The organism is Microbulbifer sp. ARAS458-1 (genome assembly GCF_045348205.1).
Lineage (GTDB): Bacteria > Pseudomonadota > Gammaproteobacteria > Pseudomonadales > Cellvibrionaceae > Microbulbifer.
This window is the reverse complement of the sequence record NZ_CP155838.1, coordinates 170,284-186,378: the sequence shown is the minus strand read 5'-3', so window position 1 is coordinate 186,378 and position 16,095 is coordinate 170,284. Positions and strand designations below refer to the sequence as shown.

12 protein-coding genes are annotated in these 16,095 nt (G+C 58.3%); 8 read left to right on the top strand and 4 right to left on the bottom strand.

All coding sequences use genetic code 11. The features are described 5' to 3' along the window. Nucleotides 1–48: 48 nt before the first annotated feature. The 8 genes from AAFH99_RS00800 (at nt 49) to trpC (ending at nt 8,365) form a co-directional block, all read left to right on the top strand. Complete coding sequence (locus AAFH99_RS00800) at nt 49–1,155, top strand: aminoglycoside phosphotransferase family protein (RefSeq protein WP_406828396.1); 1,107 nt, start codon at nt 49–51, stop codon at nt 1,153–1,155. Nucleotides 1,156–1,178: 23 nt separating this feature from the next. Continuing rightward, nucleotides 1,179–1,874, top strand: a complete 696-nt coding sequence (murU, locus tag AAFH99_RS00795) for an N-acetylmuramate alpha-1-phosphate uridylyltransferase MurU (protein WP_406828395.1) — start codon at nt 1,179–1,181, stop codon at nt 1,872–1,874. Between the two features lie 211 nt (nt 1,875–2,085). Continuing rightward, entirely contained in the window at nt 2,086–2,754 is a 669-nt protein-coding gene (gene rpe, locus AAFH99_RS00790; protein ID WP_406828394.1) for a ribulose-phosphate 3-epimerase, read from the top strand. Between the two features lie 612 nt (nt 2,755–3,366). Continuing rightward, nucleotides 3,367–4,848, top strand: a complete 1,482-nt coding sequence (gene trpE, locus AAFH99_RS00785; RefSeq protein ID WP_043319566.1) for an anthranilate synthase component I — start codon at nt 3,367–3,369, stop codon at nt 4,846–4,848. 36 nt (nt 4,849–4,884) lie between these two features. Next, the gene (locus tag AAFH99_RS00780; protein WP_406828393.1) at nt 4,885–5,742 is read left to right on the top strand and encodes an ion transporter; all 858 of its coding nucleotides are present in this window, start codon (nt 4,885–4,887) and stop codon (nt 5,740–5,742) included. Then, nucleotides 5,739–6,317 (top strand): aminodeoxychorismate/anthranilate synthase component II, encoded by a 579-nt coding sequence (locus AAFH99_RS00775; RefSeq protein WP_043319565.1) that lies wholly within the window; start codon nt 5,739–5,741, stop codon nt 6,315–6,317. The genes AAFH99_RS00780 and AAFH99_RS00775 overlap by 4 nt, the downstream gene beginning before the upstream one ends. 214 nt (nt 6,318–6,531) lie before the next feature. Continuing rightward, the gene (trpD, locus tag AAFH99_RS00770) at nt 6,532–7,566 is read left to right on the top strand and encodes an anthranilate phosphoribosyltransferase (protein ID WP_043319564.1); all 1,035 of its coding nucleotides are present in this window, start codon (nt 6,532–6,534) and stop codon (nt 7,564–7,566) included. A gap of 4 nt (nt 7,567–7,570) precedes the next feature. Next, on the top strand, nt 7,571–8,365 hold the full coding sequence (gene trpC / locus AAFH99_RS00765) for an indole-3-glycerol phosphate synthase TrpC (RefSeq protein ID WP_043319563.1): 795 nt from the start codon (nt 7,571–7,573) through the stop codon (nt 8,363–8,365). Nucleotides 8,366–8,425: 60 nt separating this feature from the next. Here the strand turns inward: trpC and AAFH99_RS00760 are convergent, their stop codons facing one another. The 4 genes from AAFH99_RS00760 to crp all read right to left on the bottom strand — a co-directional run bounded on the left by AAFH99_RS00760 (nt 8,426) and on the right by crp (nt 15,909). Continuing rightward, on the bottom strand, nt 8,426–10,000 hold the full coding sequence (locus tag AAFH99_RS00760) for a tetratricopeptide repeat-containing sulfotransferase family protein (protein ID WP_406828392.1): 1,575 nt from the start codon (nt 9,998–10,000) through the stop codon (nt 8,426–8,428). 86 nt (nt 10,001–10,086) lie between these two features. Continuing rightward, nucleotides 10,087–12,555 carry a TonB-dependent receptor gene (locus AAFH99_RS00755; RefSeq protein ID WP_406828391.1) on the bottom strand — a complete coding sequence of 823 codons (2,469 nt, stop codon included), beginning with the start codon at nt 12,553–12,555 and terminating at the stop codon, nt 10,087–10,089. Between the two features lie 217 nt (nt 12,556–12,772). Beyond that, a complete protein-coding gene (locus AAFH99_RS00750; protein ID WP_406828390.1) occupies nt 12,773–14,899 on the bottom strand; it encodes a transporter substrate-binding domain-containing protein in 2,127 nt (708 codons plus the stop codon). Nucleotides 14,900–15,273: 374 nt separating this feature from the next. Further along, nucleotides 15,274–15,909, bottom strand: coding sequence for a cAMP-activated global transcriptional regulator CRP (crp, locus tag AAFH99_RS00745; protein ID WP_051687212.1), 636 nt, complete (start codon nt 15,907–15,909; stop codon nt 15,274–15,276). Nucleotides 15,910–16,095 lie beyond the last annotated feature (186 nt).

Below are 16,095 nucleotides of genomic sequence, written 5' to 3'. Positions count from 1 at the left end.
CGGTCGCCGCAGACCGTAAATGAACGTTTCGATAATGACAGGTGGTGGATGAACGAGTGTGTATCCCAGGTCCCGGATGAGCGCAGAGATCAGCTGCGCCAGTGGGCTGTCCGCGCCCTCCAGGCCGGCCATGAACCGCTGCAATTACCCCCCCTGGAAAACACCCTCCACCTGCAGCCCCTCTCGGGAGACGCCGGTTTCCGGCGCTATTTCCGTACCGATACCACCCCCAGCCTGATCGCGGTGGATTCCCCGCCGGGAAAAACCAACGTCAGCCGTTTTGTCGCCCTGGCGGATTACCTGCGCCGCAATGGTATCCACACTCCCCTGGTGATCTCCGCGGATATCGAACACGGTTACATGCTGCTGGAAGACCTTGGGGATACCCAGCTGCTCCGAGAGCTGAATGACGACAGCGTCTCTGGTCTCTACGCGGAAGTCATGAGCGAACTCCTGTGCCTACAGCAGATCAGCCGCCAGGAGGGATTATTCCCGCCCTACAATCGCGAACTACTGCATATGGAGATGCGCCTGCTGCCCGAGTGGCTGGTGGGCAAACTGTTGCAGCGGGAGCTGAGCGAGGAGGAAAACCAGCTGCTGGAGCGCACCTTCGCGCACTTGCTTGACAGCGCCAGCAGCCAGCCCCAGGTGCTGGTGCACCGGGACTACCACAGCCGCAACCTGATGATCCGCGACGGCGAACGCCCCGGCGTGGTCGATTTCCAGGACGCTGTCTGGGGTCCGGTTACCTACGACCTCGCGTCACTGCTGCGCGACTGTTACATCCGCTGGCCTCGGGAGCAGGTGGAAAACTGGGCGCTCGCCTACGCCTCCACCGCCATGGACGCCGGGGTGATACCCCAGGTTGACGGCAAAACCTTCCTGCGCTGGTTCGACTGGATCGGCCTGCAGCGCCACTTCAAAGTCCTGGGACTCTTCCCGCGCCTGTATCTGCGCGACGGCAAACACGGCTACCTGCCGGATCTGCCCCTTGTCATACGTTACACCCTGGAAGTGTGTGATAAATACGAAGAAATGCAGCCGTTCGCCCAGTGGTTCCGGACCGAGTTGTTGCCGCTGATCGAGCAGCAGGACTGGTACCGCGACTACCGCACCGCCGGCGATCGCCGCAATGTAGAAACCGAATCCTCCTGATCAACGCGCGAAAAAGCCACCAGATGACAGCCAAAACCTCAAAGGCACCCACCGCCATGCTTCTTGCCGCCGGATTCGGCAAGCGCATGCGCCCGCTCACCGATCACACCCCAAAACCGCTCATCCCGGTGCTGGGCAAACCCCTGATCGAATACGCCATCGAGCGCCTGGCCAAAGCCGGTGTCACCAACCTCGTCATCAACCTCGCCCACCTCGGCGAGCAGATCCGCGAGCACCTGGGCAGTGGCGAGCGCTTCGGGGCAAGCATCCAGTATTCCGAAGAAAACGAACCCCTGGAAACCGCCGGCGGCATCACCAAAGCCCTGCCGCTGCTGGGGGATGCGCCTTTCCTGGTGGTCAACGGCGATGTCTGGTGTGATTTCGATTTCTCGGGCTGGGTCAACAACCCCCTACCGGAAAACTGCCCCGGCCGCCTTCTCATGGTGCCCAACCCGCCGCATAACCCCGAGGGGGATTTTGGCATCGACGACGGTCTTCTATCCGGCACTACCAAACCCAGATTTACCTTCGCCGGCATCAGCTACCTGCGCCCGGAAATTCTCACCAGCTACCCCAAAGCCCGCGAGCGCTACGGCCTGGGAGAAGTGTTCGCGTATAACGAAGACAGGATGCAGGCGGAAGTTTACGAAGGCGACTGGTGCGATGTGGGAACCCCAGAAAGGCTGAATAAGTTGGAAGAAAGACTAAGAGCGAGTTAACCCACCCGCTTACGAAGTACAAAAGTACAAATCGAAGGCCGGGTGCCGGGTGGGGCTTTTCAGGATCGTCGCAAACAGGATGTTTGCGCCGAAACTCCCAGGGATGGGTTCACAGTGGTCCTGAAAAGCCCCACCCGGTGCCCGGCCGCCACCGGCGGTCGTAAAAGCACCAAAGACCCCGGAGCTATAACCAAAGCACCGAGATGAGAAAATGCCAGACTACAAAATTGCACCCTCCATCCTCTCCGCCAACTTCGCCCGCCTGGGCGAAGAAGTCGACAACGTCCTCGCCGCCGGCGCCGACTGGGTGCACTTCGACGTAATGGACAACCACTACGTCCCCAACCTCACCATCGGCCCCATGGTCTGCAAGGCCCTGCGCAACCACGGCGTAACCGCTCCCATCGACGTTCACCTCATGGTCGAACCCGTCGATGACATGATCCGCATGTTCGCCGACGCCGGCGCCACCTACATCACCTTCCACCCGGAAGCTAGCAAACACGTCGACCGCTCCCTGCAACTGATCCAATCCCTCGGCTGCAAGGCAGGCCTCGTTTTCAACCCCGCCTCCAGCCTCGACGCCGCCCAATACGTACTCGATAAACTCGACATGATTCTCCTCATGTCCGTAAACCCCGGCTTCGGCGGCCAGAAATTTATTCCCGCCACCCTCGGCAAACTGAAGGAGGCCCGCAAACTCATCGACGACTCCGGCCTCGATATCCGCCTCGAGATCGACGGCGGTGTCACCAAAGACAACATCCGCGAAATCGCCCAGGCCGGCGCTGACAGCTTCGTCGCCGGCTCCGCCATCTTCAATGCGGATGACTATGCGGAAGTGATCAAGGTGATGCGTTCGGAGCTGGCGCAGGCCTGAGGGCCGCTTCGTAGCCTTGGGAGCTTTGTAGTGGACACCGTGGCGGCCAGATGCCGGGTGGAGCTTTTCGGGACCGCTGTGAATACGTCCCTGTACGCTTCGTCGGCAACATCCCTGTTGCCGACGATCCCGAAAAGCTCCACCCGGCACCCCGCCTTCGCATCATATTTCAGCGTTCTTAAGTACCATACGAAGCTGGAGTGCCGGGTAAAGGTTTTTGAAAGCGTCGCAAACAGGATGTTTGCGCCGCAGCGCCCAGGGATGGGTTCACAGCGGTTTCAAAAACCTTTACCCGGTGCTCCGGCGCCACAAAAGGTTATAAAGGACTTAATCAGGGCTGTTAAGAACCACGAAATCCCAAGCTTGCCGCCTCTACCAGAGATTTGTACACTTGCTCGCCGGAATACAGGGAAGCAACTCGACGCTGCGAGATTCTGACATTGAACTGCACTGCCCCCCACATCAACAGCTGGCGATGGCGCCACTGATCCTTAAAGCCTGAAGACCAGGAACTGGTCCGACGGGCGCCTCTCTCGCGGGTAGGATTTCACAACTCATGCGCAATCCAGACCCGAATACAAAACTCAACGCATTGCATACACCGGAGTCGCCATGACCCCCAGCGAATACGCCCAACTTGCGTCTAAAGGATTTAACCGCATACCTCTGGTCCGCCGCGTACTGGCAGACATAGAGACCCCGCTCACCACCTACATGAAGCTCGCCGCCCGCGATGGCGGTCGCTACAGCTACCTGCTGGAGTCCGTGCAGGGCGGGGAAAAGTGGGGGCGCTACTCCATTATCGGCCTGCCCGCGCGCACCGTACTGAAAGTGACCGGCTACGATATTGTGGTCGAGCGCGATGGAAAAATCGTCGAGCAACACACCGTCGAAGATCCACTCGCCTTTGTCGAGGAGTTCCGCGGGCGCTACAAAGTGCCGGAAATCGCCGGCCTGCCGCGCTTCAACGGCGGTCTCGTCGGCTACTTTGGCTACGACGTGGTGCGCTATATCGAGCCCAAGCTCGCCGACAGCTGCCCGCCGGATACCCTGGGTAACCCGGATATCCTGCTGATGGTCAGCGACGAGCTGGTGGTGTTCGACAACCTCGCCGGTGCCGTGCTGTTTATCGTGCACGCCGATCCGGAGCAGGGGGATGCCTTTGAAATCGCCCAGCGCCGCCTGGATCAGCTGGTGGGGCAGCTGTCGCAGCCGCTCGAGAGCGTCGAGCCGCTAGGGATCGACGGCGATCACACCGCCGAAGACACCTTTACGTCCCATTTCGGCGAAGAAGCATTCAAACAGGGCGTACATAAGGTCAAGGATTACATCCTCGCCGGCGACGTGATGCAGGTAGTGCCGTCCCAGCGCCTGTCGGCCCCCTTCACCGTTCCGCCGCTGAACCTGTACCGCGCCTTGCGCAGCCTGAATCCGTCTCCATATATGTACTTCCTCGATCTGGGGGATCACCAGGTGGTGGGTTCCAGTCCAGAGATTCTGGTGCACCTGGAGGACGGCGATATGACCGTGCGCCCGATCGCCGGTACCCGCCGCCGTGGCGCCACCGAGGAACAGGATCTGGCGCTGGAGAAAGATCTGCTGGCGGACCCGAAAGAAATTGCCGAGCACCTGATGCTGATTGACCTCGGCCGCAACGACGTGGGCCGGGTTGCGCAGACCGGTACCGTGCAGGTCACCGAAAAAATGGTGGTGGAGCGGTACTCCCACGTGATGCACATCGTCTCCAATGTGACCGGAAAAATTAAACCGGAGCTGCACGCCATCGACGCCCTGCGTGCGGCCCACCCGGCAGGTACCCTGTCCGGCGCGCCCAAGATTCGCGCCATGGAAATCATTGACGAACTGGAGCCGGAAAAACGCGGTGTCTACGGCGGTGCCGTGGGTTACCTGGCGTGGAACGGCAACATGGATACCGCCATCGCGATTCGTACCGCGGTGATCAAGGATGAAAAAGTGTACGTACAGGCCGGTGCCGGCCTGGTCGCAGATTCCGATCCGCAATCCGAGTGGGACGAGACCATGAACAAGGCGCGGGCGCTGTTCCGCGCCGTGGCCATCGCCACCGGGCAATAACTTATTTTTCTTGATCCATTGGAAGCAGTTGAACCGATGAATAGTGAAATTTCAGTAGGGCAGAGGCGTAGTTTTGCTGAACAGTGTCGCCGCCTGGTCGATACACCGATTTTCAATCAGGTGATTATCGCCCTGATCTCGGTGAATGCCGTGGTGGTGGGGCTGGAAACCTCCACCTGGGTGCTGGAGCGTTTCAGCGGTGCCCTGCACGGCATCAACCAGCTGATCCTGGGCGCGTTTATGGTGGAGGCGGCAATCAAGATGGCCGCCCACGGCAACCGCCCCTGGCGCTATTTTGCCAATGGCTGGAACTGCTTCGATTTCTCCATCATCGTGCTGAGCCTGATTCCGGCGGCGGGACCTATGGCCACGCTGGCGCGCCTGGTGCGGGTGCTACGGGTGTTGCGCCTTGTCTCCGCGTTCCCGGAACTGCGCCTGCTGGTAGACACACTGCTGCGCAGTCTGCCGAGCATGTTCCATATCAGTCTGCTGATGGGGATCATTTTTTATATATACGGGGTGGCCGGTTATTTCCTGTTTCACGAAATCGACCCCACCCACTGGCGCAACCTGCCTATCGCCCTGCTGAGCCTGTTCCGCATTGTCACCTTTGAGGACTGGACCGACATCATGTACACGGCGATGGAATCCATGCCTTACAGCTGGATTTATTTCCTCAGCTTTGTGGTGATGGGCGCGTTTGTGATGATCAACCTGTTTATCGGGGTGGTGCTGAACAATCTGGAAGAGGCCAAACTGCGCCGCCTGGACGAACTGGCAATGCCGCCGAGCCAGACCGAAATTCTGCGCGAACTCCGCGCAACCCAGGAGTCCCTCGCTCGCTTGCAGAAGCGGTTGGGAGACATGGGAGATGAGAAAGGAAGCGAATCATGATCCTGATGATCGACAATTACGACTCTTTCACCTTCAACATCGTGCAGTATCTGGCGGAGTTGGGCGCGGAGGTCGTGGTCAAACGCAACGATGAAATCACCGTAGCGGATATCGAAAAGTTGCACCCGGAGAAAATCGTAATCTCCCCGGGCCCCTGTACGCCGAACGAAGCGGGTATCTCCATGGAGACCATCCGCACCTATGCGGGCAAGCTGCCCATTCTGGGTATTTGTTTGGGACACCAGAGTATCGGTCAGGTGTTCGGTGGTCGCGTGGTGCGCGCCGGGGAAGTGATGCACGGCAAGACCTCGCCGATCATTCACAACAATGTCGGCGTATTTAATGGGCTGTCCAATCCGTTCGAGGCGACCCGCTATCATTCGCTGGTTGTGGAGAAGGGCAGTCTGCCGGATTGTCTGGAAGTTACTGCCTGGACCGAGACCGAAGACGGTGAGATCGACGAGATCATGGGCATCCGTCATCGCGAATTGCCGATCGAGGGGGTGCAGTTTCATCCGGAGTCGATTTTGACTCAGCACGGGCACGATATGCTGCGGAATTTTTTGGAGTCTTGAGGTATTGGTGCGGCGCTCCGTAGGTGGCCTGGTGGCGGCGCTGCTACCGGTATCCGTTTGCGAGACACGCCGTGAACCCATCCATGGGGGCTCTTCCGCGAGGTCCCTCTCGCGGAAGGTCTCGCAAACGGAGCCCGGCATCAGCACCTTAGCTTTGGATGCCGGAGACATAGCGAACCCCGGGAAACGAAAATCTTAGGGAAGGGGAAGAATAATGAATATCCAACAGGCCATTGGAAAACTGGTCGAGGGTGAACATCTAACCCGTGGGGAAATGCGCGAGGCCATGGGCCAGATTATGCGTGGGGAAGCGGAAGACGCGCAGATAGGTGCATTTCTGGTGGCCCTGCGCATGGGTGGTGAATCCGTGGAGGAAATCACCGGTGCCGTAGAGGTGATGCGCCAATTGTGCACCAAGGTCGAGATCGATCAGACCAACGCGGTGGATATCGTCGGTACCGGCGGCGATGGTGCCAACCTGTTTAATGTCTCCAGCGCTTCCAGTTTTGTCGCCGCTGCCGCCGGCGCCAAGGTGGCCAAACATGGCAACCGCTCGGTTTCTTCCTCCTCCGGCTCAGCAGACCTGCTGGAAAAAGCCGGTATCTACCTTCCCCTGACCCCGGAGCAGGTCGCCCGCTGTATCGACGGTGTGGGAGTGGGCTTTATGTTTGCACCCAGTTATCACAGCGCCATGCGTCACGCCATTGGCCCGCGCAAGGCACTGGGCCTGCGCACCATTTTCAATCTGCTGGGCCCGCTCACCAACCCCGCCGGCGTGAAGCGCCAGGTGATTGGAGTGTACGATCCGCACTACAGCCGTATGCTGGCGGAAGTATTGCAGACCCTTGGTTCCGAGCATGTGCTGGTGCTGCACAGCGATGATGGACTGGACGAGGTGAGCCTCGCTGCGGATACCCGCGGCTGGGAGTTGAAGAACGGTGAACTGAAAAAAGTCACTATTTCTCCGGAAGATTTTGGCATCGAGCGACAGAACCTGGACGGATTGTGCGTGGACGGCTCTGAAGAGTCACTGGCGCTGATCCGCGATGCCCTCGGCAAGCGCGAAACCGCCGCGGGAGACAAGGCAGCTGATATCATTGCCATGAATGCCGGCATGGCCATCTACGTGAGTGGTGTGGCGGCGAGCCGGGCAGAAGGGGTGAGCATGGCGCAGGACGCCATCTATAGTGGCCTCGCCGGAGAGAAGATTAACGAGCTGGCCGCCTTTACCAGCGCATTCAAAGAGTGAAGTAATGAATACCCCAACGATTCTGAAGACCATCGTCGAGCGCAAATGGGAAGAAGTGGCCGAGCGCAAGAAGCTGGTCAGTCAGGATGAAATGCAGCAGCGTGCGCTCAGGCAGCCAACCTGCCGCGGATTTGTCCAGGCCATCGAGGCCAAGCGCAACGCCGGTGAAGCGGCGGTGATCGCCGAGATCAAGAAGGCCTCCCCCAGCAAGGGCGTGATCCGCGAAGATTTTATTCCCGCAGAAATTGCCACCAGCTATGAGAAGGGCGGAGCCGCCTGCCTGTCTGTGCTGACCGATGTGGACTTTTTCCAGGGTGCCGATGAATACCTGCAGCAGGCCCGCAATGCGGTGCGCCTGCCGGTAATCCGCAAGGACTTTATTGTCGATCCGTATCAGGTGTACGAGGCCCGCGCCATCGGCGCCGACTGCATTCTGCTGATCGCGGCCTGCCTGGATGATGCACAGCTCACCGGCCTGAATGATCTGGCATTGGAACTGGGTCTGGATGTGCTGGTGGAGGTGCACGATCGCGCTGAGCTGGAGCGCGCACTGAAGCTGCCCAATCGCCTGATCGGTATCAACAACCGCAACCTGCACACTTTTGAAGTGCAGTTGGAAACCACCTTCGGCCTGCTGGAGCTGATTCCGGAAGATCGCATTGTGGTCACCGAAAGCGGTATTCACACTACCGACGACGTGGCGGCCATGCGCGGCCACAATGTGGATACCTTCCTGGTGGGTGAAGCCTTTATGCGTGAGGAAGAACCGGGCCGTCGCCTGATGGAGCTGTTCAACTAAAACGTCACCCCGGACTAGACCCGTGATCCGGCACTGCAGAGTGCGTAGCCCGAGGCCGGGTTAAATCAACCCGGCCTTCGCAAAGATTTCGATGGCCGGCTGCAACTCTTTTTCATACTTTCGCCAGCGTGCCACCGCACTGCGGTAGATGGGCTGGCGTACCTGTACGCTGCTCGCCGTGGAAACTGCCGCATCGGACTGGTGGAACTCCAGGCAGGCCTCCTCCCAAGGCAATCCCAGATAGTCCATCAATGCGTGGGCTTCCCTCCGCGGGTTCTCGGTAATTTGCTCATAACTTACCGTGTGGATCCTGTCTCTGAAAATTGTCTGCCAGTGATCGATCAGGTCCCGGTAGGCACAGATATAGCGCGCGGTGTCTTCCAGACTGTAGTGGTAGTGGTAGTAGCGAAAGTTGAAAGAAAACAGCTGGCGAAAATTGCTCAGGCACACATCCAGTGGATGCCGGTCGAGTACCACGATTTTCGCATTCGGCAGGCTGCGCAGAATAAACCCGAGATAGAGAAAATTCATTGGCAGCTTGTCGATCAGGTATGCGGCACTTCTGCCCCGTGCGCGGCAACGGGTTTCGTAGTCCTGCCCGATAGCTGCGGGGGCCACATTCAGTGCTTCGGCAATGACGTCCAAATCCAGTGTGTGCGAAGAACCGGTGTTTGAGTGTCGCTTGATCGCCAGTGGAAACTCGTGAAGTTCACCCAGCGATTCGATTTGTGAGTGGCTGGCGAGAATACGCTCTACCAGTGTGGTGCCGGAGCGGGGCATGCCCACGATAAACAGAGATTGGTTGCCGAGCCCTGTTGCGCTATTCAGCGCAGCCGATGAGAACGCGGATTTCAGCCCGTCAAACAGTGCCGCGTCCTGGGCAAAGGAATAACCGATCTTTTCCCGGTAGCGATGCTTGGCTGTATTCAGGCATTCGAAAGCCTGTGCGTAGTCGCCGCTGCGCTCACAATCACGCGCCAGCGCGTGGCTCAAGTAGAGCCGGTCCTCGGCGCTCAGTTGTGGTAGCTGTAGTCGTTTTTTCAATTCGGCGGTATTTTCTATACTCGCGTTGTTCTTTCCCAGTTCCGACAGTGCCCAGCGCGCGCGGGCGAAATCCGGCTGCAGCGCAATGGCTTTTTCATAGGCTGCGCGCGCTGCATCCATATTGCCGAGGAACTGCTCGGTGGAGGCGAGATTAAATTGAAATTGGGGATTTTCCGGTGCCAGTGACACGGCGCGGCGCAGGGGGTTGATGGCCTTGTGGTGTTCGTCGAATCGCGCGTATATCACACCCAGTGTATCGAGAATCAACGGCCTCTCGGGGTTTGCCGCGAGTGCCAAGTCTGCCGCCTGAAGTGCCCGGTCGTAGTCATTCAGTTGCGCATAGTAACGCGCCTTTTGCGCGAGATACTCAGGATTATCCGGGCTGCCAGCCAGTGCCCGTTCGACCATCTCGACTGCCTTGTAGAGATGGCCCGCCGCTGCCGCTGCGATACTGGCGAGAAACCAGGCATCGCTGTGCGCCGGGTCGCCCTGCAAGATCTGACGGCAGTAGTGGTGGAGTGCGCGCATGTCGCCCCGGTTGAGGGCCTGCTCTGCAGCACTGTGCAATTGCGCAATGGAGGGAGTCTGCATAGATGGCAATAAAGTAAGGATCAACAAATAAAAAAGCCGGCCGGGACAGTGTATCCCAGACCGGCTTGATGGAAAGCCTACAGGTGTCAGAAGCTGTAGGTGAAGCGGGCACCAATGGTGCGCGGTGTGCCCACGTACTGGCCGTAGGAACGCTGGGTAAAGCCGTTGCCCCACTCGATACCCGGACCGTTGTTTTCGTCCTGCAGGTTGCGGCGGCTGGTGCGGGTTCCAGTGATGTAATACTTGTCCCACAGGTTGTCTGCGAATGCCTGCACGGTCCAGTTGTCCAGTGACAGGGTGGCAGACAGGTGGTGTACCGCATAACCCGGAATGGCTTCGCCGCCGCGGTCACCCGCAGTAATGCTGCCATCTTCCTCGACCATATACAGCGGGTCTTCGGGGCCACCAACCATGTTGTACACATCGCTGGCGAACACGAGTCCGTAGTTCAGAGCCAGGTCATAGTTGCCCAATACCGTGGTGGAGTAGTTCAGGTTGAGAGAGCCCTGGTGTTCGGCGTGTCCCGGCAGGCGGGCGCCTGCATAGACATCGTAGGGGCCGACCAGGCCCGGGGCATCCTCGGTGAGCTCGGCGTTGGTGTACGCGTAGGTGAAAGCCAGATCCAGACTGTCACTGATCAGCCAGCTTCCCTGGAGCTCAAAGCCCTGGCTGACGGCGGCACTACCGTTGCCGGTAATGGGTAAAGAGCCATTGGTGGTGGTGGTGGCAACCTGCAGGTCGCTCCAGTCGATGTAGTACAGCGCGGTGCTGATATTCAGGCGCTCGCCGACCAGGCCTTTGTAGCCGATTTCGTAGTTGTCGATTTTGTCCGGGTCAATCAGTACTTCTTCCGGCAGTGCGCACAGCTGCTGATTATCGCTGGCGATTTGCTCCGGGGTACATTCCGGTACGGAGTTGACGCCGCCGTTGCGGTAGCCCTGGGAGTAAGTGAAATACACCATGCCGGAATCGGTCGCATCCCAGGCCAGGTTGAACTTGAACAGATCTCCCTCATCTTCCCCCTGATTGGTACCCAGGTCTACGTTGATGGCGTCCTGAGGCGCTCCGAGGAATACGGTATCGTACAGAGGCAGTCCGAATCCGCCGGTAATATCGGTTTCAAAACTGTAACGACGGTAACCGCCGGTGACCGCGAGTGTGTCGCTCAGGCTATAGGTCAGTTCACCGTAAAATGCGGATTCTTTTTCGTCGATATCCGTAAGCTGAATGTATTCCAGGCTGTCTGGGCGAAGCTGCACGGCATCCCAGTTATCCACAGCGAACTGGTCAAAGAAGGGGGTAAACTCTTCACTGATCGCGTCGGAGACATAGTCGTTCTGGAAGTAACCGGCGACCCATTTGAAAGGACCTTCATGCTGTGAAGACATGCGCAGTTCAAAGGTATCGGCTTTGTCTTTTACTTCTTCGCGAGTGTAGGCCGAGAACGACGGAAAGGAATCGTAGCCGTAGTCCAGATCGAGCAGCAGATCGGTCTGATCGCGCTGGCCCAGCTCCTCATATTCGGATTGGCCGTAAACCATGGTGGCCTGGGCAAAACCGAGGTCACCGATCAGCTCGATACTGGTGAGTTTATTGGTGTAGTGATTGGGCTCTTCATAGCGCATGCCGGATTCGTAGGGTCCGGTACCAAATGAGAGCTGGTTGGCCAGTTGGCGACCCTCTGCCTTGGTATCCTGGTAGTAGTGCCACAGGTTGGCTTCCAGCCAGTCGTTTGCTAGCCAGCGCACATTGATACGGCCGGACTTGGTGTCTTCACCGTTGGCATCTTTGACTTTGCGCAGGTTCGCGGCGACATCGTCGGGATCATTGAAATCCGGATCCGGGTTGGAGACACCGGATTCACGCACCACATAGTTGTAATCGATAAAGCCGGGGTCCTGTACGCTGTCGGCGTTTACCCGAATGGCCAGGGTATCGGTCAGGGCGAAATTCAAAGTGGCGCCGTACTCCTGACCGATGCCGGAGCTTTCATTTGTGCTGCTTGCACTACCGCGGAAACTGGCACTGTAGCCCGATGGATCCGCTTTCGCCGGGATATAGCGGATGGCGCCGCCCATGGTGCCCTGTCCGTAAAGGGTGCCCTGAGGGCCGATAAGTACCTCCACCCGCTCGAGGTCAACGGGCTTCAGGTCCACCTGCAGGGGGATATCCCCCAGGTACATGGCCACGGTGCTGCTGCTGAAGCCCGGGCCCAGGCCACCGGTGTTGAGTCCGCGTACCATCATATCCGGTACTTCGTCCCGCGGGCCGCGGTCCACTACCGTCAGCCCCGGGGTGTAGTAAGCAATTTTGGCGATGCTGGTGAGGCGCAGGTCTTCAATCTTCTCTCCGCCCACCGCGGAAATATTGATGGGAATATCCATCACATTTTCTTCGCGCCGCGAGCCGGTCACCACAACTTCTTCGAAAGCGGGTTTGCTTTCGCTTTCCGTATTCTGTGCCGTGGCGAACTGCGGCAACGGCATCGCCGCGCACGAGATGGCCAGGGCCAGGTGGGATTTTTTGAGTGAGAGGTAGTTGTTGTTGTCCCTCATTGGATCTCCCTAAGACTATTTATTTATGTGTTGAGTTGGCTGTAACCAACGTACCAGTGCCGGGGAGAATAATTTGCTAAATGTGCGCGCTCAGCAGTGTTTAATTTTGCGGCATTGCTTTATTTTGGTTCTTTAGGCCGATATTTGTTCGTATTGTGCGTCATTTTGGTGCTTTCGCCAGTATAAAATGCTGGTCGGTCGTCCAGTGCCCTGATGGTTACTGGGATACCGGATGGGGCGGCACCTGATGGGTTGGTGAGAGGCGGTGTTGCACCTGGTTGAGGTCAATATCGCCGCTGGCGACGTTGGTGTAGGCGTGATACAGGTGGCTGATCTTGCGTACGTATTGGACTGGCTCCGCACCGCGGACATAGCCGTAGCGGGCTTTGGTGAAGTATTGGGGTTCGGACAGTTTGAGCATGGCCTGCTCCACATTGCCGAACCAGACATCCGGGTTGAGACCGAGCTCCCGGGCCAGTCGGCGCGCATCCAGTAAATGCCCGTAACCGGCATTGTAGGAGGCGAGAATAAACCAGAGTCTTTCCACCGCCGGCAGTGTGGGTTCAAACCGGTCGCGTACCCAGTTGAGGTATTTGAGTCCCGCCTGAATATTGCGGTCCGGCTCGAACAGCGGAGGCGGGAAGCCCATATCTTCCGCAGTGGCGGGCATTACCTGTAACAGCCCCTGGGCACCCACCGGAGATACAGCTTTCGGGTTGAAGTTACTTTCCTGCCACATCTGCGCCACCACCAGGCGCCAGTCGAAGCCGTATTCCAGCGATGAGTGTTTTACCAGGGTGTCGTAGGGGGAGAGGTCTTTCCCCGGAATAACACGCGCAGCGACGTGCTGGGTAAAGCGCTTGTTCGGCTCGAAATAAGCCGCGATTTTTTTCGGGTAGGCCTCGCTCTTGCGATACTTGGCGAGAAAGATATCGAGCTTTTTCAGCAGCTGTTTGTTTTGCGGCATGACCATCCACCCCTGTGGACGCGGGTCACTGACCAGGGTGCCGGGGGACAACTCGGGGTGCAGGGAGGCTGCCATCATCACATCATCGTTATCCACGATGGTGGCATCCAGTTCGCCCTCCGCGATTCGGTCGATAAGTTCGGCGATAGAAATATCCGCCGGGGCGACTTCTACGGCAACATCAATACCGCTGCGTTTCAGTGTGCGCGCGGTGGTGGTAAAGGGAGAGTTGGCCCTGACCGTCAGGGTGCGTCCGGCAAGATCCTGAATCTGTTTGATCTCCGGTTTGTTCCGGTTGCTGACAACCTGCTCCGGGGTTTCACGATAGGAGCGTGTGAAGGCAATCCCCTGGTCGATGCGTTCCCGGGTGATATTTTTTACGGCACCGGCGAAATCGCCTTTCCCGGCTTTCAGCCAGTCAATCAGGGTTTCATCGTAGGGCACCACAATCACTTGCAGCTGCAGGTCGTGCTTTTCTGCAAAGGCTTTCGCGAGGTCGTAGTCAAAGCCCATAAGCACGCCTTTCCACAGGTAGTAAACGGATGGGCGGTTGTAGGTGAGGAAGCGGATAACGCCGGACTGTTTGATTGCTTTCCAGTCGCTAATGCGTTCGCCCGGCGCTTTGACCAGGTTGCCGGTTAGATAGTTGTTAACCCTGGTGAGCAGCTTTTTTGAACCTTTGCGTACCGCCCAGGCAATATTCTCTCTCTCCGAAACCGCCGCGCCCACTCGAATATCCTTGCGGTAGCTGAGCATGTTATCCGCGATATAGTCATCGAGGATGGCCACGCGATTTCTCTTTTCTTTGAGCAGGTCGACCAGGGCATCCCGGTCCTCGTAGACTACGGCCTGCTTTATCGAAAGGTTGGCATCCGGATTCTGTGCAATCAGGCGCTCGGCGGTCTGTATGTAGACGGAGCCTGTTTGCGCGATTAACTCGGCGTCGCGTAGTTGTTCTGGATCACGGATGTCCGGACCGTCCAGACTGGTCACCAGCTTCTGCCGGGTCTGCAGCAGCGGTACCGTAAAATCGACGAGCTGGCGACGGGCTTCGGTGTCGGTCAGCGAGTAGGCTGCAATGTCCGCTTTCCCCGCCTGCACCATCTCGATGGCTTCCTGCGGGGTACGCGCCACAATCCATACGGTTTCAAGCTTCAGTTTTTCCGCCAGCTTGTTCGCCAGGGTGATGTGTTTCAGCGTGACGATGCTGTCCCTAGGTAGCCGGTCGAGTTCGGACCCGCCGAGATTGACGAAGCGGATAACGCCGCGGTCGCGAATTGCCGCCAGGTCACCGGTTTCGATATATGGGGGAATTGCCTGCGCCGCTGTGGCGCTGGCGTTGACTGGGGTCTCGCGGGGTGGCTGATTCCGTTCCACCGCGCCTCTGTCGCAGGCTGTTACCAGCAAGACCAATATGGTCGAAATTAACAGCGTAAATGCTGCGAGGTGGGCAGAGTTGTGACTGTTTCCCATTCCTGGCTCCCCGGGGTGCATGCCCCCTGCGACTTACCGAATAGTAATGTCGCGGGTCCTTTCCTACGCACGTTGCGGTAGCTGCCGGAAAAATTTTCTGAAAAGTTGGGCTTTGTGGGGTTGGGATGGCCTGAATGGCGACGGAAGGGGGGTAGAGTTGCCGCTTGCCAACCTGTAGGGATGAACGGACGGTCGTATGATTGTGGGCGGGGCGACGCGTGGGAGGGGTGCGTTGCTGGCATTGGGCCCCGGCGCCTGGGGCCCATACCGAAGGTGGATCAGCGGGTCCCGTAGACCACCATGGTTTTACCTTTTACCGATACCAGGCCCTGTTCTTCCAGGGTCTTCAGTACCCGGCCCACCATTTCGCGGGAGCAGCCGACAATGCGGCCAATTTCCTGGCGGGTAATCTTGATCTGCATACCTTCCGGGTGGGTCATCGCATCCGGCTCGTTACACAGGTCCAGCAGGGTACGGGCCACACGACCGGTCACGTCGAGGAACGCAAGGTCACCCACCTTGCGGGTGGTGTTGCGCAGGCGGCCTGCCATCTGGGTGGCCAGGTTGAACAGGAATTCCGGGTGCTGACGGGTCAGCTCCTGGAACTTGGTGTAGGAGATTTCCGCAACTTCACACTCGGTCTTGGTGCGCACCCAGGCACTGCGGGTGTCCTGGTCGAACAGGCCCATCTCACCGAAGAAATCGCCGTCGTTCAGGTAGGCCACGATCATTTCGCGGCCCTCGTCGTCCTCGATCAGTACGGTGACGGAACCGCGCATGATGAAGTACAGGGACTCACAGCGGTCGCCAGCGTAGATGATGGTGCTCTTGGCCGGGTAGCGGCGGCGATGGCAGTGGGCGAGAAAGTCTTCGATGTTGCCAGTAGTCAGAGTGTCTTCGGTAGCGACCGTCACGGATCTACTCCTTTTCTTGAAATTTTTGTGCCTGATCCCGGGTAAGTGGATGATTATCCCGCTAAAACCCCGATGCCAACAGGGGGCATCTCAGGTTAATGCTCCGCAATGTGATCTGGGCCACTTTTTGCCCAGCTTAGGGGCAGGGTGTTGTTTATAGCGGTTGTCGGCAGCGGTGACAACCGT